This is a genomic window from Gluconobacter kondonii, from assembly GCF_002723995.1.
GTDB lineage: Bacteria > Pseudomonadota > Alphaproteobacteria > Acetobacterales > Acetobacteraceae > Gluconobacter > Gluconobacter kondonii.
On record NZ_BEWP01000013.1, the window covers coordinates 1 to 18,031 of the forward strand.

Consider the following 18,031-nt stretch of genomic DNA (forward strand, 5'->3'; position numbering starts at 1 on the left):
CCCATATTGAATGTTGGGCGTTCAGGGATCGGAGGCATTTTTCCGCTATGGATTTGACAAGAGGCGATGACTGAAACGTTTTGATTTCAGAGACTTTTTCGGATCGCGTCTGATTGCTTGGGATATGTAGTGAGCCGAAAGCGGGTTCGACGGCCTGTGCTTACTGATGATCTGCCGAACTCCAAGCTCGACAACTCTGTTCTCTCTGAAGCGAAAGGCAGAAAGGGGTGCTTCAGAAAAGCCGTATCAAGGCAATGGGAGGATACATGAACTGACCCGGATGGATCAGTTCATGTTCTGGATACAATGATTCTTCAGTGGATTTTGTTTTCTACAAAATCTTACTGTTATTCAGCAGCATCCGTTACGGTTTCCTTTAAAACTTTTTTTCCTCGAGTTCCTGTCTGACTTTTTTTAGAGACAGGTTTTTTTGTAGCAGAAGGTGTCTTCTGCTCTGTTGTAAGTGTCGGGCTATCCCAGAGGGGACGGATTTTTTTTCTGGTTGATTCGAGAGGCGGATATCGCGTTTCGTCAACTCCCGGAATGGTCAGGTCAAAAAAGACCTGACGGTCAAGGGTGAAATGCGGATTGTAAAATGGATCCGTACGAAGGGTCTTACCCCATTTCTCAATCATAAACTGCGTTTCATGGAAGAAACGACGTTCAGTTGAGGGGCGGTCATCACTGCCTCGGCTGAGGCTTTCGTGATGTTCTGCACAGAAGTCAGGCGTCCAGATGATCTTGTAGCCGGCGTCGCGAACCTTCAGGCACAGATCGATATCGTTGAACGCGACCTTGAGATGTTCTTCATCAAAGCCTCCCACCAATTCAAATGCCGGACGACGGATCAGCATTCCAGCTGCGGTTACAGCTGAAATTTCCTGCGGGAAGTAAGCACGACCGGCATAACCACCCTCGTTACGTGGGATGCCAACATGGGCATGACCTGCAACATCTCCGATCCCAAGCAGTACGCCTGCGTGTTGGACGGTCTGATTGGGGTAGACAAATTTTCCACCAACGATTGCAACCTGCGGATCTGCAAGAGCTTCATTGACCAGAATTTCAAGCCAGTTTTCCTGTTCAACAAAAACGTCGTTGTTCAGGAACAGAAAAAAATCAGATGTTTCGTTTTTTGCGGCGAGATTGTTGATTCGTGAGTAGTTGAAGGGTTCCTTAACTGTCAGAATTTCGACATTAGGAATTTCGTCGACTCTCTTTGCAAAATCTTCTGCTTCTTTTGTGATCGACCAGTTGTTAACCAGAATGACTTTATAATTCGGATAACGGGTATACTTCTGGATTGCATCCAGGCATCGGGCCGTTGTTGGGATCTCATCTTTGTAAGGAATAATGATCGTAACAGACGGAAACTGATTGAATTGCCAATCCACGGCATAGAGCGTCATTCCCATTTGGGAATCAACATGGGCAGGAAGATTGCGGCGTTCCAGATGATCGTTCACAGCATTGATGCCAGCATCAATAGCGTAGCGCTTGTTACCAATGTCTGAGGCTGTGGAATTTGCAGTGATGCGCCAGTGATACAGAATTTCGGGAACGTGATGGATTTTTTCTGCAGGAATGTGTTCAGAGGCCCGCAGCAGAAAATCATGATCCTGCGCACCGTCATATTCTTTATTCAGGCCACCGACTTTCTGTAGGGCAGACTGACGAATCATAACAAAGTGGCAGACGTAATTAACGCCTAGAAGAAGTCTATAATTCCAGTCAGTCTTGAACGCGGGCTCACGATAATAACCACTAGCATCAATTTTATCTTCGTCTGAATAGATCAGATCTGCATGGCTTCTTGTCGCTTCTCTGAGCATATATTCGACGGCGACATCTGCAAGAAGATCATCGTGATCGAAAAACGCGATCCACTCACCTTGTGCGGCTTCAAGGCCAGCGTTTGTAGCAACGCTGATACCGCCATTTTCTTTCTGGAACAGTGGCTTTATACGGGCATCAGTTTTAGCAAAATTTTCAATGACGGCGCGTAGTTCAGGGTTTTTGCTACAGTCGTCAACAAGAATAAGTTCCCAGTTTTGCCAGGTCTGGGCACGAACACTTTCAATTGCGGCTGTAAAATCCGTGAGATTCGGGTTCCATACTGGGCAGACAATACTGACCAGAGGATTACCAGTGATAAGATCGTCATTCCGGGTGCGATCAACATATTTCCGAAGAATCGGGAAGTAAGAAGTTGCCCAAGAGTGGTAATCAGCGATGGTAAATCCAGGCTGCGGAAGAATTTCCCGAACTTTACGGCGCAGGCGGGTTAATTCTACGTGGAGCGCATCAATCTGATCAATTACGTCGATGATCAGGGCTTCGTTTGCATCAGTAACAAAGCTGGTCAGGCAGGGGCTATTTGCGACTTCCAGCATGTCGGGCAGGACATAAAAACGGAATTCTTGCTCGTAAGGTTTGCGATACAGATCTGGTGGCGAAAACTGAAAGCCGCAATAAGGATCGCAGGACAGGGCTTTTCCGACGTCGCCTCGATATCTGTTGGCTTCAATTTGGGCAATTTTCTGACCATTGCAGGTCACGAGAATCTGTTGGTTTCCCTTCCAACCCTCGACGGTATTTCCACGAACAACCCAGCCACTCAGGACGCCCTGCTTTAAACCGTCTACGAAAGAATGTGTTTCTACAGGGAGTCTTCCAGAGAAGGAAATATGTTCCAGTTTTTGGTTTTGGGAGTAAATTTCAATCTGTTTAAGGCGATTTTTGAAAGTAATGTTATGTTTTTTGCCGTCAAGAAGGCTGGGCGGCATTGGAATATGGAACCCGGTATTCTTCGACGGAACCCCGGAGGCGTGAACATCTTCACGTAGATCTTTACAATCGAATTGGAGAAATTCCTGACCATCGGCCAGAGCGTGAAGAAATACTGGTTCTGATGGGTTTTCGGTGTCTGTTGCCCATCCCCTTATACCAGTAACGGAAAATTCATCGATTTGGCATATAATCACTAAATTTCTCCTGACGAACCATTAATGATTTAATCATATGTAATATTTTAAGCTAAACTAAAATTTAATCCTTTCAAAGACTCTTTAGTGAAGTTTTTGTATTAATAAAACATGTAACAGTCAGGAAGGATAGAGGTCTCCACTACGTGAAGCGCGTAACATGCAGAGGAGTTCAAATATTATTAACATCTATCTGTTTTTCGATATGAATAAAGTTACCGAGGGGCAAAAAGTCCTAGATTGAGATGGTGCCCGTTTGAGTAATTGATACCCTGAAGGCGGCCATACTCTACAGCACTCAGTCCATATTTATTGAGGGCCTTTTCAAATGCGGCTTCATCTTTACGATCAATCAGTGCCAAGCTGCATTGCGGGTGATGATGCAGATATTCTGCTGATTCGGTTGGGCCGATGAGTTGGGTGTTGGGACCTGCAAGGAAAACGAGGCTTGGTTCTGAATAAGACGATGATACGAGAACGCTGTCGGTGCATGGCCGAATATTTTCAAAGAGGTCTGCGATTCTTGGGCTGAGACGGATGGTTTGCAGGTTCGGGATGACCCCCAGAAAAAGGCCAGCGTGCATGATGACGGCCGCGCCCATGGCGCAGAAGGCGGCCTGTCTGCGCTCTTGTTTTAGAAGCATTATGATGGCCCCGAGCATTAGTGGCAGGGCGCCACCCAGAGCGATAAGGGCTGGGAGAGAGAGTGTGTGCTCAAGGCTGTAGAGCGCGACACTCCCGGCGAAACAGAATGCGAGACCGACGATCGTCCACAAAACGCCGTAAGCACCGAGCAGGGCTTTGGCCCATCGCGGGGTCTTGGGAATGGGCCAGAGCATCAGACTGGCGGCGGTGAGAATGGCAATCGCCGGATAGGTCGGCAGGACGTAGTGGGGGAGTTTGGTGGCGATTAGTTCGAACACCAGCCAGTGGGGAAGAATCCAGCTCAGTAAGAAGCGGACCTGTGGCAGTTTTCTATTCTTCCAGACGGCTGGGATGGCGAGGGCGGCGAAAAGCGATCCGGGCCAGAAGGCCAGTCCGAAGACCAGAAGGTGAAAGCCGGGGGGTAGTCCGTGGGCTTCCTGACCATGGGCTACCTTGCCAAGAAAGTTACGACCGACCGCGCGGGCAAAGAAGTCTCCGCCGCTGATGATTTCAATGGCGACGCACCAGGGAACGACGACGGCAAGCATGATGAGCCAGCCCCAGCGCGGGCGAAGACGCGACCACCATGACCGGTCCCGCTCCATCAACCACAGGGCCAGAGGAGTGCCGAAACCCGGAATGAGGACGACGGGGCCCTTGAGCATGAGGCCCACACCGAGAGCGAACCAGTAGGCAATGGCTACCCGAAGATGCGTGGGGCGGTTTTTCTGTCGATCTGTGAAGGCGCACAGAAGTGCCGCCTGAATGCACAGGATATCAAGCAGCAGGACGGTGTCGATGGTCGCCATATGGCTTTCAGCGACGAACAGGGTTGAGACCATCAATAAGCCGGCAGCCATCAGGCCAGTGGGGCCTCCGAACAGGGTTGCGCCGATCCAGGCTGTTAGCGGTACGATCGTCGCTGCGGCAAGCAGGCTTGGAATCCGGTACGGCCAGGTTTTGCGTAGAACGGAAGGGCCGAAGATTTTTTCTGCGGCGGCTGTCGAAGCCGCTTCCAGCCAGTAGATTCCGGCCGGTTGCAGATAGCGCGGCTTGTCCTGGAAGCGGACGTCGATGAAATTGTGCGAGAGGAGCATCTGTTCGGATGCTTCCATGTAGCGCGGTTCGTCCCGGTCAAGCGGTGGGAGGGTCATGCGGCCGGGAAGGGCGAGTAGAAAGGCCAGCAGCCCCAGAAAAGCATAATGCCGGAGGTTCAGGGTCATGGGCACTCTCCGCGCCGTTCTGTCAGGCCGGACGTGCGGCAGGGAGCCGCGAAAGCGGGACCCGGTGACGGTTTCAGTGTTCGGTCAGGTGATCGGGCAGATGCGTGCGATTTTGGAGCCACATGACGCCCAGAAGGTCACGGATACCCACGAGAGCCCGGTTGAAATTGGTATATTTTGAATTGCCGTGCAGTCGGGCGCGATGCTGGACTTCGATGCAGATCAGCGGTGCGCCGTAATGTCCCAACAGGGCGGGAAGAAAGCGGTGGACGCCTTCAAACTGTGGGATTTTTAGAAAGAGGTCGCGCGGGAAGAGTTTAAGCGGTGCGCCTGTATCGGGGCAGCCGTCGTTTAGGAGGCGACGGCGCAACCCGTTTGCGAAGCGCGTGGCGATCCGACGGGACAGGCGGTCGTTGCGCTTGCGGCGGACGCCTACCACCAGAGGCGGGACACCTTGCGTCGATGTCGCCCGCTCCAGCATTGTCAGGATGGCGGAAGGATCATCCTGCCCGTCGCCGTCAATGGTGGCGATCCATTGCCCGTTGGCAGCGGCAATGCCGGTCCGGAGGGCGGCTGATTTTCCGAGGCGCTTCGGATGACTGATGATGCGCAGGCGGGGCAGCAGGGTCTGCCGGGCTTCCAGAAGCTTTTTGACGGTGGCGTCGGTGCTGCCGTCGTCAATAGCCAGAATTTCTATTGCAGAGTCTGCACCAAAGGTTTCGGCCAGTTCCTGACAGACGGGGAGGATATTATCCGCCTCGTTCAGAACGGCCATGACGACGGAAAGCCTTGTGGGCTGTCCGTCGTCATGAAAGGAACCTTGCACCGTGGAGGCGGGCATCGGATCAGGCAGCGGAGCGCCGAAGGGCTTCCGGCAGGCTGTTGATGCTCTGGTCGAGCAGGCTGGAGGCGATGTCGGGGCTTTCCGTCAGACGGGTCGACACAACGTCGCGGGCTGCGGCGACTGCGATCTGAGCAGCGCGATCCTGAATTTCACGGATTGCCGAGCGTTCGGCTGCGTGAATCCGATCCTGCGCCATCTTCTCGTAGCGGGCTGCGGCGGCTTCAGCGTCTTTGCGGGCGCGTTCTGCCAGACCTGCGGCTTCGGCCTCGGAGCGTGCCAGCATGGCCTGTGTTTCGGCCAGGGTCTTTTCACGCTCGCGGGTGGCATCTTCCAGCATCTGCTCGGCTTCGCGACGCAGGCGGGCTGCTTCATCGAGGTCGTGACGGACGCTTTCAGCGCGGGCATCCAGGTGGCCGGTGATGGCGACCCAGAGCTTGCGTCCGAAAATGACGAAGAACAGGACGAAGGCGAGGGCGGTCCAGAACCGGGGATCGTGGAACATCATCGTCTCCTTCAGGCGCTGACGCGTTTGACGGCGCTGGCGACAGTCTGTTCGTCCTGAGTGCCGATCAGACGCGCAACCAGATCCTGAGTGGTGCTGGTGGCGATCTCGGACAGGCTGGACAGGGCCTGTTCACGGGACTGGGTGATTCGGGTCTCGGCGTTTGCGATCTCGGCTTCGAGACGCTTGGCCGTTTCCGCAGCGTGAGCATCCGCGCTGGCGCGGGCTTCGCTCTGGATCCGCTCCACATGGGCGCGGGCCTGCTCGGCTGCTTCATGACGGGCGCTGAGGAGTTCCGCGCTGGCGCGGTCGGCCTCGGCTTTTGCCTTGCGGGCAACATCCAGATCGCTCTGGATGCGGGTCCGACGGTTGGTCAGGACCCGTTCGACACGCGGCAGTGCGAAGCGGCTCAGGGCGAGATAGAAGCCGCCGAAAATGACGGCTCCCCAGACGACCTGTCCGATCAGCAGCGGATCGTGAAAGTTCAGCTGTGGCATGCCCGCAGCCACGGCACGGCCCGGCACGGCCGCAAGCGGAGCGGCGAACAGGAAGAGGCGTGGCGTACGGTACATGTTCGACCTCAGGCGAACAGGATCAGGAACGCGATCAGCAGGGCGAACAGCGCGACGGCTTCCGTCAGCGCGAAGCCCAGCATGCCGATGCCGAAGACATGCGGACGCGAAGCCGGGTTGCGGGCGACCGAGCTGATCAGCGTCGAGAAGATGTTGCCGAGACCCATGCCAACGCCGGCGAGGGCGAAAACGGCAATACCGGCACCGAGGTCACGGGCGGCCTGGGCGATGCTGATGCCGAATTCGTGAGCGGCTTGAACGTCCATTGTCAGGTTCCTTAGTTGGGTCGATTAAAAGGGTTAGTGCGAAGCTGGTGTGGCTCAGTGAGCGACGGCCTCACGCAGATAGATGCAGGTGAGGATGGCGAACACATAGGCCTGCAGCACACCCACCAGCAGTTCGAGGGCCGTCAGCGCGATGTTGATCGCGATCGGGGCGATGGCCAGAACGTGGCCGAATGCGCCCAGACCGGCGAGCATGATCGTGAAGCCGGCAAACACTTCCAGAAGCACGTGACCCGCCACCATGTTGGCGAAAAGTCGGATCGACAGGCTGACCGGACGCGAAAGGAAAGAAATGAGCTCGATCGGCACCAGCAGCGGAGCAAGCCAGACAGGCGTTCCAGCGGGCAGGAAGTGCTTGAGGAAGCCGACACCCTGAAAACGGATGGAAGCAAGGATCGAGATGACGAACACCATGATGGCCAGACCGAAGGTCACGGCGATATGGCTGGTGTACGTGAAGGCGAAGGGCAGCAGACCGAGGTAGTTGCCGGCCAGAATGAAGAAGAAGATCGCGAAGACGAACGGGAAGAACGTCGCGCCGTTTTCGCCGATCGTGCTGACGGCAAGGTCATGCACGAAGTCGTAGCTGATCTCGGCAGCGGCCTGAAGGCGGCCCGGCACAACGGCGGCAGGACGCATTCCGACATATAGGAAAACGAGAACGATGGCGACGGCGATCAGCATGAACAGTGGTGACTGCGAGAACCGCAGGGCTTCTCCCAGATGCCCGAGAACCGGATGGAGCTCGAACTGTCCGAGCGCGTCAATCGTCGATCCGGCTGCCACGCTGGCTTCTCCCGTCATCTTTCGGTCCGGACACCATGTCCGAATCCTTCAAAACCCGCCAGACATTCAACATGCCGGCACCACATCCTGCCAGGGCGAAAACGGACAGGAACAAAGCCCTGTACCCGAACCAGTGACCCAAGGCGTAGCCTATGGCTACACCGACCGCGAGCCCGGCCACAAGGTCGGTTCCCACGCGGATCGCCAGTCCAAGGGATGACATGGAACTTTCATCATTGCCCGCGTCGGTTACGGCGAATTCCCCTGAGCGGGGATCGAGCTTCTGACGGGCGCGTTTGAGGCGTTCGTCGAAGTTTCCGTCGTTACCGGCAGGGGCGTGTCCCATGAGATCTGATCCCTTACCCTGTACGCATCGTTTTCACCCGGTCATTCAACCGGATTCCTTCTCAGCGCAGGCGCTAGCTACCGGCGAGTCCGTTGACTGTCAATGTATTCTGCTCGCCGGAGCCTCTGAAACCCGTTTTCGTCCTAGCTGACCAGTTTCAGCCGCCGTCCCCGGTCCTTCCATTCCGGGCTTTCGCCGGAGTTCCGTCCGAAAGGGAGCATGGGGGCTGGATCTTCCGAACTGGGTTCGAGACGCGGGGCGTCGGGCATGGGTTGACCCAGATAGGCATCAGATAAGGTGCGGAAGGCATAGTCCAGCATTGAGGTCGCGTAGGCTGTAGAAGGATCGCCTTCCACGGTGCCTGCGGGGCCGAAGCGCGTATAGGCGAATCGCTCCACGAAGGATTCCAATGGGGCGCCATATTGCAGGCCGATGCTGACGGCATGACCCAGGCAGTCCATCAGGCCGCGGGCCATGGGGCTTTCGCGGGGTGGGGTGATGCTGATTTCCCCGAGCGTTCCGTCTTCGAACTCGCTGGTGCGCATGAAGAGGCTGTGCCCTCCCACTGCGGCACGCTGGGTGAAGCCGGTCTGGCGCATGGGGAGCGGACGTCGTACGCCGCGGGCCAGTCTGGCCTGAAGATCGGCGAGGTCGGGTTCGGGCACGGCAGGTAGGAAATCCACGGTATTTTTGAGGGCCGCATGCATGGCACCCTGCGCTTCGGGGCGAATGGGCGGCAGTGGTGTTTCGCCCGCAAGCGCCAGTGCGAGTGCGGATTCGGGCGTCAGACCGCGGCAGGCCAGCCGGGCCAGCGTGGAGGCGCGCAGATGTCCGTCTTCGCGCAGTGGAGAGAAGGCCGGGGCGAGACCGCAGGTTTCCACACCCAGAAGCCCCTCAGTAGGACCGGGAGAAGAAAATCCGGTTTCGATCGGGCAGAAGTGCCGATCATCTTCCGCGTTGTAGGCCGAAGCTGCGGCAGTGCGCAGGTCTGCCAGCGGGGATTCCGGGATGGCGGGCGGCGGCAGCTTCGTCCCGGCACGGGCGACCGTGGTGGCGAGTGCGGACAGGGCGCGAGCCGCGTTCCGGGCGTCGTCGCTGTCATAGTCGAGGCCGAGGGCCGCCAGACAGGCGTCAAGATCCGTCAGGAGGACGAGACCTGCGGCTTCGTCTTCAGGCTTCGCGGGCAGATCGAACAAAGGCAGCTCGCCGGTACGTTCGATCCGTGTTGCGGCATGAAGGCGTCGCAGGGCGTCGCAGGCCAGACGCAGGCAGGCGACGAAATGTTCTGTGGCGAATCCGGCATCCTGCACGAAGCTGGACAGGCGGATGGTGAAGCCGGGCGCTTCGTCCGGTTGGCACTGCCACAGCGCCGTATTGGGTGCCATCTGCTGCATCAGCAGGAGATAGGACAGGCTGCGCCCCGGAGCGGGGGTGTTCGCCGGAGTGCCAGGCAGAGGCGGGCACGCGTCGATCGTGTCCACCCAGCGCGCGGCCTCGGCGGCAAGTCTGACCGGCCCGCCGTTCAGGGTGATGCGCGCAAGGGCCTGTGCGGCCTCGTCATCCCAGGCAGCGGGAAGGGTGACGGAGCGCATGGCGCTGTCGTCGGGGTCGGTCATGACCTGAAGCGTCCTCATGCGAACGCCGGTCCAGTGAAGGCGAGCTGTCATGACGTAAATCTACGCCCTGCGCCGGTTAGCCCGTAAGCCGGAAAAGGGCCTCCGGATGGGCGCTAATGGGTGGGAACATGGGGATATGGGGGATAACATTTTTCCCACGCCTGATCGGGACGATTTCTGCGGGGGGATTGGACGCGGGAAGCGGAGTCGGGTAGTGCAGGAAGGATGATTTTCACGAGGGTATTGTCATGACCGCTGTTACGGTCCGCCATGACCGGCTGGAGCTTCTGGCCGGGTTCGCAGTCCTTGTCTGTCTTGCAGGACTTCTGGTGGCGGCGATGGTCGGGCATCATCAGGGCAATGACGGAGGCTATCCGGTTCATGCCTCGTTCAGCCAGATTGACGGGCTGAATGTAGGGTCCGACGTGCGTCTGGCCGGAATTACCGTCGGGCATGTGATTGGGACCACGGTCGATCCGAAGACGTTTCAGGCGCAGGTGACGTTTACGCTGGCGCCCGATGTGAAGCTGCCTACGGATTCTGCCGCGATCGTGACCTCTGACAGTCTGTTGGGCGGCAAATATATTGCGCTGTCTCCGGGTGGGGCGGATTCGCTGGTAAAGCCCGGCGGTGTCATGACTGAAACTCAAGGCTCTATCAGTCTGGAACAGCTTCTGAGCAAGTTCATCTTCTCCGTGACGGATTCTTTGCAGAAGAGCCAGAAAGCTGCTGCGTCCAAGCCGGCTGCGGGCAGTCTGTCGGACGAGCCCTGAGCCATGACGCAGGCGCGTGAGGGTGCTTTTCTGTGGGTCGACCATGAGGGGAACCCTGTGTCCTGCGTGGAGAAAGTGCAGATCCTGCGCGAGAACGATGCGGAACTGCGTCAGGCCCTGCAGGATGCTTTTGAAGACGGGGTTCTGATGGGGGTTGCGCCACAGGCGATGTTGCAGACGTTTCAGGCCATGCTGTCGGACCTAAAGAATCCTTTGCAGGGGCGCTCCGGGGGAGAACCGTCATGATGAAACGGTATGTGGGCGTCGCATTGCTGTGTGGTGCGGCTGAGGTTTTTCTGCCGATCGCGGCGCAGGCTGCGGTGGGCGTGGCGCCTCCGGCCATGTATCCGGCTGCCACCTGGCAAGGCCAGTCACAGGCGGTGCTGCGTGTGCTGGACCGGCTGGACGGTCATCTGGAGCTTTTGACGGTTCCGGTTGGTGGGAGTGCGACCTATCGCAGTCTTTCTGTCGGGGTTGAGGCCTGTGTGACCCGGCCGCAGACGCTGGCGACGGATGCCGGGGCTCTGCTGCACTTGAAGGATACCAGTGACCCTCAGCGACCGCCTTTTGATGGGTGGATGCTGGCGCAGGAACCTTCTGTCGCAACTTATGGCAGCCCTTTGTACGATGTGCGCGTTGTCTCCTGTGCGGGTGTGTCGACGGCACCGCAGGCGGGTCCTCTGCCTGTGGTGAAGGCTCCCGTGCTCGCCGGTGCGGAGGTTCCGGTGGAAGAAGGCGGCGATGCTCCGGCATCCCCGCCCGGTTCCGCCTCAGGTGGTCCTGTACCGCTTGCTCCGGACAGTCATAATCCCATTCCGCTCGCACCGTCCTCCGGTGCGGCACCGTCTCTTGCTCCGGCTGCACCAGCGCAGTCGTCGGGGCAACCGTTACCGCCTCCTCAGGCCGATCCCGGTCTCGAATAAGGCTGGACGGGGCGGAATGACCCAGAAACAGGAAGAAATGACAGCTTCATGATTCAGGTTCCCTTTTCCCCATCCCGGGCGGCTCTGCTGCTTGATTTCGACGGAACCCTTGTCGATATCGCTCCCACTCCTGAAGGCGTACGTGTCCCTGAAGGGCTGACGGCCGATCTGCTGCGGCTGCGCGAGATGCTTGATGGTGCGCTGGCGATCATCACGGGACGCCCCATCGCCCAGATTGATCATTTTCTGCCGGGGATTCCCTACGCTGTGGCAGGGGAGCACGGTGTTGCGGTACGTCCGGCGCCGGATCAGGACGTGCGCCAGCGTGCGTTGCCTCTGGTTCCGTCCGACTGGACCGCGAAAAGCGAGGAACTCGCTGTCCGTTATCCCGGGGCCAGCATTGAACACAAAAAAGCTGGAATGGTGCTGCATTATCGCCAAGCTCCCGAGGCGGAATCGGCGTTTCGGGATCTGACGTCGATCTGGCCTGTGGAAAGCCACGGGTTTCATCTTCAGGACGCGCAGATGGCCATCGAGCTTCGGCCTCTGGGAATCGACAAGGGCAAGGCGCTTGAAGAACTGATGGCGGAACCGCCTTTCAGGGGGCGCCTTCCACTGTTTGCCGGCGATGACGTCACGGACCGGGACGGGGTGAGGGCTGCGCGCCAGATGGGTGGTGCGGGCTGGCTCATTCCTGATGATTTTCCAGATGCGGCCACGTTCCGGCGCTGGCTGCACGAGCTTTCGGAGGGACGCGGATGGGGCGCCTGATCATTGTATCGAACCGCACACCCGCACCGGGGGAGCGGACGCAGCCTGCGGGCGGCCTGACGGTTGGCCTGTATGATGCGGTCCAAACGCGGGAGACTGTCTGGGTTGGATGGTCGGGTCATCAGCATGCGGATGCGGCTGATCGACCTGTCCAGCGCGAGCAGGTTGGGAACGTCAATTATGTGACGTTTGACCTGACGCAGAAGCAGCATGACCGGTTCTATCTGAATTTTTCCAATGGTGTGCTCTGGCCTTTGTGTCATTACCGCACCAATCTGATCCGCTACACCCGCGAGGATTGCGACGTCTATTACGAGGCGAACCGGGTTTTTGCAGATCGGTTGATCGCGCTTCTGGAGCCGGGTGATACGATCTGGATCCATGACTATCATCTGTTCCCGCTGGGCCAGATGCTGCGGGATAGGGGCGTGACGGGGCGGATTGGATTTTTCCTGCATATTCCGTTCCCGCCATGGAGTGTGGCGCGGCTTCTGCCTAAGCTCGATATGCTGCTGACCGGTCTGGCGGCCTGTGATCTGATTGGTGTCCAGACGGTTGAGGACGAGGCCAATCTCAGAGGGTGCTTCGAGGCCTACGGTCTGAAAGCCGCAGTCAAGGCCGTGCCGATCGGGATTGATCCTGTGAGTTTCCGCCAGCAGGCGATTGAAAGCGTGGTCTCGGACGAGGTCGTGAAGATCGTCGATACGCTGGAAGGGACGCGGCTAATCATCGGGGTGGACCGGTTGGATTATTCCAAGGGTCTGCCGGAGCGGATGAAGGGATTTGAGGCTCTTCTGAAGAATTACCCCGAGCATCGCGGGCAGGTGACGTTCCTTCAGGTCACGCCGGTATCGCGGGGTGGGGTGGAGAGTTACCGGCTGCTCAAGGAAGAACTGGATGGGCTGGTCGGGACGATCAATGGCGCTTATGGCACGCCGGACTGGGTGCCGATCCGCTATACGACCTGGCCGATCGGGCGCGATATTCTGGCTGGTCTGTATCGGATGGCGGATGTGGGGTTCGTCACGCCGCTGCGCGATGGTATGAATCTGGTGGCCAAAGAGTTCATTGCGGCTCAGGACGAGGACGATCCCGGCGTTCTGGTGCTGTCGCGGTTTGCGGGAGCAGCTCCGGAAATGCCTGAGGCGTTGCTCATCAACCCGCTGGATGCTGAAGGCATGGCGGATGCGTTGCATGCTGGCCTGACGATGGACGTCAAGGCGCGTCATGCGGCATGGTCGGCGATGTATGAGGAGGTTTCCCGCAATACCGCAGGAAGTTGGTCCAAGCAGTTCCTTGATAGTCTGGAGGAAATCCGTCCGTGCCCATGAACAGACCGCGCCGCCCCGTTTCCACAACTGCGCTGGGCGGCTTTTATGTTCTGGCCGGAGCGGTGGCGCTCGGGGTTGTCTGGTTTGCCGAACACTGGCTGAAGCTCGCGCCCTGCGAGCTTTGCTTGTGGGAGCGGCGTCCGTGGTGGGTGCTGATCGGGATTGGCGTTGTCACGGCTCTGCTTCCGAGGCGTTATGCGCGGTATACGGTGCTTGCCGGACTGTTATGTCTGATGACCAGCATTGGTCTGGCCGTGCTGCATGCGGGTGTGGAGCACAAGTTCTGGCCAAGCCCTGCGCCTGAATGCCGTGCCCCGTCTTTTCACGGGGGCAGTTTCAAGGACTGGATGGCGGCGATGCCGACTCGGCCGAACAAGCCATGTGATTCGCCGGATTATCTGTTCGGTCTGCCCGTTTCCATGACGGAACTGGGTGGTCTGTATGCTGTCGCGGTTTTCGTGATTGCCCTGATCGGGAGCGTCCGCATGGGACGCTCCCGACGCTGAGGGCTGTGTTCAGAGGCGGGTGCCGCGTCCGCGCCCGAAGATGAGGCTGATGACCAGCAGCACCAGGAAAATGAAGAAAAGGATCTTGCCGATATAGGCAAAATCTGCCGAAATTCCACCAAAGCCCAGCACCGCTGCAAACAGGGCCAGGATCAGGAAGGCAATGGTCCAGCGTAGCAGGTCCATGAAATGTCTCCTTTGTCAGTCGCGCCCTCCGACGGAGAAGCGGGGTTTGAAAAGGTGAACGGCGGCGGGATGAATGGGTTCATTTTCGCAACATCCGTTTTGTGTGGGAGCCGGGTGCTGGACTCCTGTTGTTCGTAAAGCCGCCACCGGAGGATCGCCATGACCCTGTTCCGCTCTTTGTATCATCAGGGGTTTGCACGGATCGCAGCCTGTACGCTGCCGGTGACGCTTGCTGATCCGCTGAAAAACGCGGAGCGGACGCTGGGCGTTTTGCGGGACTGTGACCGGCAGGGTGTGGCGGCGGTGGTTTTCCCTGAACTGGGGCTGACAGGCTACACGCTGGATGATCTGCGGTTTCAGGACGTGGTCCTGGATGGGGCGCTTGAGGCGCTTCGGCGTGTTGTCGCGGGATCGCGGGATTTGTTGTCCGTTGCGGTGGTGGGAGTGCCACTGGTGCGAGACGGCTTGCTTTATAATTGTGCGGCGGTTGTGCATCGGGGGCGGGCTCTGGGTGTGGTGCCAAAATCGCATCTGCCGCGCTATCGCGAATTCTATGAGCCCCGGCACTTCACGTCCGGGCTTCGGACTATGGGGAGCATTCGCCTGTTTGGGGAGGATGTGCCGTTCGGTGCGGATCTGCTGTTTCAGGCGGAGGATCAACGTGGCCTGACGCTCGGCGTGGAAATCTGTGAAGATCTGTGGGTGGCATCTCCGCCGAGTGGAAAGCTCGCGGAAGCAGGCGCGATGGTTATTCTCAACCCGTCAGCTTCTCCGGTGACGATCGGGCGGACGGATGATCGGTCGCTGTTGTGTCAGGCGCAATCCATGCGGACGCTGACAGCCTATGCTTATGCGGCGGCGGGTGAAGGGGAGTCCACGACGGATCTGGCGTGGGACGGGCAGGTCTCGATTCATGAGGCTGGGCGACTTCTGGCGCAGTCGGATCGTTTTCCGCAGGGAGAGCGGCTGGTTGTGGCGGATGTGGATCTGGATCTGTTGCGGCAGGAGCGGATGCGGACCGGGCAGTTCGGGCAGGCGGGGCAGGAGTTCCGGACGGTCGGGTTCACGCTCCAGCCTCCGATGACGGATTTGGGGCTCAAGCGGGAGGTTGTGCGGTTTCCGTTTGTGCCGTCCGATGCGCGGACGTTGGCGCGGGACTGTTACGAGGGATGGACCATTCAGGTCAGTGCGTTGCGCCGGCGGTTGCAGGCGAGCGGGGCGCAGCGGGCCGTGATTGGCGTCTCGGGTGGGCTGGACAGCACGCTCGCGCTTCTGGTGGCGGTGCGGGCGGCGGATGAGCTTGGCTGGCCGCGAACGCATGTTCTGGCCTACACGATGCCGGGGTTCGCGACCGGAACCGAAAGCCGGTCTCTGGCTCATGCGCTCATGAAAGCGCTGGGTGTCGAGGTGAACGAGCTTGATATCCGGCCCACGGCGCAGACCATGCTGGCGGGGATCGACCATCCCTTTGCGGAAGGGCAGCCCGTGCATGACATCACGTTCGAGAACGTGCAGGCGGGATTGCGGACCGATTTCCTGTTCCGGATTGCCAATTACCGCAATGGAATTGTGATCGGGACCGGCGATCTGTCGGAACTGGCGCTGGGCTGGTGCACTTACGGCGTGGGGGACCAGATGTCCCACTATAACGTCAATGCCGGGATGCCGAAGACGCTGATCCAGCATGTTATCCGTTGGCTGGCGTGTGAGGGAAACCTGGGTGAAGGGGTGGGTCCCGTTCTGGAGCGGATTGTCAGCGCAGAGATCACGCCCGAGCTGGTTCCCGATACCGGGCAGGGCGTGCAGAGTACGGAGCAGACGATCGGGCCGTATCCGCTTCAGGATTTCACGCTCTTTTACATCCTGCGTTATGGGTTCCGCCCGTCACGGATCGCGTTTCTGGCTGAGATTGCCTGGGGGGACGCTGCCCGGGGAGACTGGCCCGCGCATTATCCGGAAGATCGGAAAATTTCGTACGATCTGGCCGAAATCCGGCACTGGCTGGAAATTTTTCTGCGACGGTTTTTTGGGACGAGCCAGTTCAAGCGGTCGGCCATGCCCAACGGGCCGAAACTGGTAGCGGGCGGGTCTCTCTCGCCACGGGGAGACTGGCGCGCGCCCTCTGATGGGACCGCGATAGCCTGGCTTGAGGAGTTATGGGATAATCTCCCTGAAACGAACACAGCTCTGTGAACTTTTGGGAGGAATGATTGTTAGGGGGTTTTGTCTTTTGGCATTCGTGCCAATATGTCTCAAACACGTCACCTTACAGGAATATGACCCATCATGGCTTATGCTACGATCAACCCTTATACCGGTGAGACGCTCAAGACTTTTCCAGATGCCACGGATCAGGAAGTCCAGACCGCGCTGACCGAAGCCTATGATGCGTTCAAGAGCTGGCGCCACACGTCTTTCGCCGAGCGTGCGAAGATCATGACCGCCGCCGCCAATATCCTTCGTCGTGATATTGATAAGTATTCCCGGCTCCTGACGCTGGAAATGGGCAAAATTTACGCCGAAGCGAAGGCCGAGACGATCCTGTCGGCTGAAATCTTCGAATATTATGCCAAACATGCCGAAGAACTTCTCAAATCCGAGAAGCTGCCAGTTGCGGACCCGAACTCGGGGGACGCCGTTCTGATCCATCAGCCGCAGGGCATTGTTTTTGCGATCGAGCCGTGGAACTTCCCGTTCTACCAGATCGCCCGCATCATTGCGCCGCAGCTCTCTGCTGGTAACACGGTCATTCTCAAGCACGCTTCCAATGTGCCGCAGTGTGCGGCTGCGTTCGATGACCTGATGAAAGAAGCTGGGCTGCCGAAGGGCGGTTTCCGCAATTTGTATGCTGCCCGTCATCACACCGAGACGATCCTCAAGGATCCGCGCGTCTGTGGCGTGGCGCTTACGGGGTCCGAAGGCGCAGGCGCTATTGTTGCTGGGATTGCAGCGCAGGCCCTGAAAAAGTCCACGATGGAGTTGGGCGGTTCCGATGCTTTTGTCGTTCTGGATGATGCGGATCTGGAGAAGACCGCGAAATGGGCGGCTTTCGGCCGTCACTGGAATGCTGGTCAGGTCTGTGTGTCTGCCAAGCGTTTGATCGTGGCGGATGCCGTCTATGATCGTTTCCTTGAGCTGTACAAGGCGGAAGTTCTCAAGCTGAAGGCTGGCGATCCGATGGATGCGTCCACCACGCTGGCACCGCTGTCTTCGCAGAAGGCTGCGGACGATCTGAAGGCTCAGGTTGAGGAAGCCAAGAAGCATGGTGCGGTTGTCGAAGCGATTGGCCCGTCCGTTCCGGAAAAGGGTGCGTTCTTCCAGCCGCTGCTGATGACCAACCTGCACGAGAACAATGAAGCCCGTCTGTGGGAGTTCTTTGGTCCGGTCACGCAGCTCTATCGTGCCAAGGACGATGCGGACGCCATTCGCATTGCCAATGACTCGCCGTTCGGTCTGGGTGGTTCGGTCTTCACGAAGGATACCAAGCGTGGCGTGAAGGTTGCCGAGCAGATCTATACGGGCATGGTCTATATCAACCATCCGACGATGGTGAAGGCTGATCTGCCGTTCGGTGGCGTGGCCCGTTCGGGTTATGGCCGCGAGCTGATCGGTCTGGGCATCAAGGAATTCGTCAATCACAAGCTGATCGACGTTGTGGATATCGACGCACCGTTCTGATTGGGGCGTATCGGGCTTCTTTCGGGGAGCCCGGTTCGATCTTTCAGGTTATGAAAAACCC

18 protein-coding genes are annotated in these 18,031 nt (G+C 58.3%); 8 read left to right on the forward strand and 10 right to left on the reverse strand.

The genetic code is table 11. From position 1 onward, the window contains the following. Nucleotides 1–347: 347 nt before the first annotated feature. The 9 genes from GKO01_RS12165 to GKO01_RS12205 form a co-directional block, all read right to left on the reverse strand. The gene (locus GKO01_RS12165; RefSeq protein WP_244901452.1) at nt 348–2,984 is read right to left on the reverse strand and encodes a glycosyltransferase family 2 protein; all 2,637 of its coding nucleotides are present in this window, start codon (nt 2,982–2,984) and stop codon (nt 348–350) included. 215 nt (nt 2,985–3,199) lie between these two features. Then, nucleotides 3,200–4,852, reverse strand: a complete 1,653-nt coding sequence (locus GKO01_RS12170; protein ID WP_099287270.1) for an ArnT family glycosyltransferase — start codon at nt 4,850–4,852, stop codon at nt 3,200–3,202. Nucleotides 4,853–4,925: 73 nt separating this feature from the next. Then, a complete protein-coding gene (locus tag GKO01_RS12175) occupies nt 4,926–5,693 on the reverse strand; it encodes a glycosyltransferase family 2 protein (RefSeq protein WP_099287271.1) in 768 nt (255 codons plus the stop codon). A gap of 4 nt (nt 5,694–5,697) precedes the next feature. Then, complete coding sequence (locus GKO01_RS12180; protein WP_077803650.1) at nt 5,698–6,198, reverse strand: F0F1 ATP synthase subunit B family protein; 501 nt, start codon at nt 6,196–6,198, stop codon at nt 5,698–5,700. A gap of 11 nt (nt 6,199–6,209) precedes the next feature. Continuing rightward, nucleotides 6,210–6,770 carry a F0F1 ATP synthase subunit B family protein gene (locus tag GKO01_RS12185; protein ID WP_099287272.1) on the reverse strand — a complete coding sequence of 187 codons (561 nt, stop codon included), beginning with the start codon at nt 6,768–6,770 and terminating at the stop codon, nt 6,210–6,212. 8 nt (nt 6,771–6,778) lie between these two features. Then, nucleotides 6,779–7,006, reverse strand: a complete 228-nt coding sequence (locus tag GKO01_RS12190) for an ATP synthase subunit C family protein (protein WP_024717170.1) — start codon at nt 7,004–7,006, stop codon at nt 6,779–6,781. 84 nt (nt 7,007–7,090) lie between these two features. Further along, on the reverse strand, nt 7,091–7,840 hold the full coding sequence (locus tag GKO01_RS12195; RefSeq protein WP_099287307.1) for a F0F1 ATP synthase subunit A: 750 nt from the start codon (nt 7,838–7,840) through the stop codon (nt 7,091–7,093). Continuing rightward, entirely contained in the window at nt 7,818–8,186 is a 369-nt protein-coding gene (locus GKO01_RS12200) for an AtpZ/AtpI family protein (RefSeq protein ID WP_099287273.1), read from the reverse strand. The genes GKO01_RS12195 and GKO01_RS12200 overlap by 23 nt, the downstream gene beginning before the upstream one ends. Nucleotides 8,187–8,329: 143 nt before the next feature. Next, a complete protein-coding gene (locus tag GKO01_RS12205) occupies nt 8,330–9,853 on the reverse strand; it encodes a TSCPD domain-containing protein (protein ID WP_099287274.1) in 1,524 nt (507 codons plus the stop codon). A 197-nt stretch (nt 9,854–10,050) separates the two neighbouring features. Between GKO01_RS12205 and mlaD the strand changes: the two genes are divergently transcribed. Genes mlaD through GKO01_RS12235 form a run of 6 tightly spaced genes read left to right on the forward strand, consistent with a single transcriptional unit; the run spans nt 10,051 to nt 14,106 of the window. After that, entirely contained in the window at nt 10,051–10,575 is a 525-nt protein-coding gene (gene mlaD / locus GKO01_RS12210) for an outer membrane lipid asymmetry maintenance protein MlaD (protein WP_099287275.1), read from the forward strand. Nucleotides 10,576–10,578: 3 nt separating this feature from the next. Beyond that, nucleotides 10,579–10,821 carry a hypothetical protein gene (locus GKO01_RS12215; RefSeq protein WP_086647914.1) on the forward strand — a complete coding sequence of 81 codons (243 nt, stop codon included), beginning with the start codon at nt 10,579–10,581 and terminating at the stop codon, nt 10,819–10,821. Beyond that, nucleotides 10,818–11,498: a DUF2155 domain-containing protein gene (locus tag GKO01_RS12220; RefSeq protein ID WP_099287276.1), complete on the forward strand. Its 681-nt coding sequence runs from the start codon at nt 10,818–10,820 to the stop codon at nt 11,496–11,498. The genes GKO01_RS12215 and GKO01_RS12220 overlap by 4 nt, the downstream gene beginning before the upstream one ends. 48 nt (nt 11,499–11,546) lie before the next feature. Continuing rightward, a complete protein-coding gene (gene otsB, locus GKO01_RS12225) occupies nt 11,547–12,269 on the forward strand; it encodes a trehalose-phosphatase (RefSeq protein ID WP_099287277.1) in 723 nt (240 codons plus the stop codon). Further along, complete coding sequence (locus tag GKO01_RS12230) at nt 12,257–13,600, forward strand: alpha,alpha-trehalose-phosphate synthase (UDP-forming) (protein WP_099287278.1); 1,344 nt, start codon at nt 12,257–12,259, stop codon at nt 13,598–13,600. Before otsB ends, GKO01_RS12230 begins: the two co-directional genes overlap by 13 nt. Continuing rightward, on the forward strand, nt 13,597–14,106 hold the full coding sequence (locus GKO01_RS12235) for a disulfide bond formation protein B (RefSeq protein ID WP_099287279.1): 510 nt from the start codon (nt 13,597–13,599) through the stop codon (nt 14,104–14,106). The genes GKO01_RS12230 and GKO01_RS12235 overlap by 4 nt, the downstream gene beginning before the upstream one ends. 9 nt (nt 14,107–14,115) lie before the next feature. On the opposite strand, the gene GKO01_RS12240 is transcribed toward GKO01_RS12235, so the two are convergent. Beyond that, nucleotides 14,116–14,292, reverse strand: coding sequence for a DUF1328 domain-containing protein (locus GKO01_RS12240; RefSeq protein ID WP_077803655.1), 177 nt, complete (start codon nt 14,290–14,292; stop codon nt 14,116–14,118). Between the two features lie 159 nt (nt 14,293–14,451). Here GKO01_RS12240 and GKO01_RS12245 point away from each other — a divergent pair, with 159 nt between their 5' ends. Both GKO01_RS12245 and GKO01_RS12250 read left to right on the forward strand, forming a co-directional pair. Further along, nucleotides 14,452–16,485, forward strand: a complete 2,034-nt coding sequence (locus GKO01_RS12245) for an NAD(+) synthase (RefSeq protein ID WP_099287280.1) — start codon at nt 14,452–14,454, stop codon at nt 16,483–16,485. Between the two features lie 93 nt (nt 16,486–16,578). Further along, nucleotides 16,579–17,970, forward strand: coding sequence for an NAD-dependent succinate-semialdehyde dehydrogenase (locus GKO01_RS12250; protein ID WP_099287281.1), 1,392 nt, complete (start codon nt 16,579–16,581; stop codon nt 17,968–17,970). The last annotated feature ends 61 nt before the right edge of the window (nt 17,971–18,031 follow it).

Coding starts and splice junctions, on each gene's coding strand:
- GKO01_RS12170 (WP_099287270.1), bottom strand. CDS start 4,852: ATGACCCTGAACCTCCGGCATTATGCTTTTCTGGGGCTGCTGGCCTTT.
- GKO01_RS12245 (WP_099287280.1), top strand. CDS start 14,452: ATGACCCTGTTCCGCTCTTTGTATCATCAGGGGTTTGCACGGATCGCA.
- GKO01_RS12240 (WP_077803655.1), bottom strand. CDS start 14,292: ATGGACCTGCTACGCTGGACCATTGCCTTCCTGATCCTGGCCCTGTTT.
- GKO01_RS12200 (WP_099287273.1), bottom strand. CDS start 8,186: ATGGGACACGCCCCTGCCGGTAACGACGGAAACTTCGACGAACGCCTC.
- GKO01_RS12235 (WP_099287279.1), top strand. CDS start 13,597: ATGAACAGACCGCGCCGCCCCGTTTCCACAACTGCGCTGGGCGGCTTT.
- GKO01_RS12250 (WP_099287281.1), top strand. CDS start 16,579: ATGGCTTATGCTACGATCAACCCTTATACCGGTGAGACGCTCAAGACT.
- otsB (WP_099287277.1), top strand. CDS start 11,547: ATGATTCAGGTTCCCTTTTCCCCATCCCGGGCGGCTCTGCTGCTTGAT.
- mlaD (WP_099287275.1), top strand. CDS start 10,051: ATGACCGCTGTTACGGTCCGCCATGACCGGCTGGAGCTTCTGGCCGGG.
- GKO01_RS12215 (WP_086647914.1), top strand. CDS start 10,579: ATGACGCAGGCGCGTGAGGGTGCTTTTCTGTGGGTCGACCATGAGGGG.
- GKO01_RS12220 (WP_099287276.1), top strand. CDS start 10,818: ATGATGAAACGGTATGTGGGCGTCGCATTGCTGTGTGGTGCGGCTGAG.
- GKO01_RS12175 (WP_099287271.1), bottom strand. CDS start 5,693: ATGCCCGCCTCCACGGTGCAAGGTTCCTTTCATGACGACGGACAGCCC.
- GKO01_RS12180 (WP_077803650.1), bottom strand. CDS start 6,198: ATGTTCCACGATCCCCGGTTCTGGACCGCCCTCGCCTTCGTCCTGTTC.
- GKO01_RS12230 (WP_099287278.1), top strand. CDS start 12,257: ATGGGGCGCCTGATCATTGTATCGAACCGCACACCCGCACCGGGGGAG.
- GKO01_RS12185 (WP_099287272.1), bottom strand. CDS start 6,770: ATGTACCGTACGCCACGCCTCTTCCTGTTCGCCGCTCCGCTTGCGGCC.
- GKO01_RS12205 (WP_099287274.1), bottom strand. CDS start 9,853: ATGACAGCTCGCCTTCACTGGACCGGCGTTCGCATGAGGACGCTTCAG.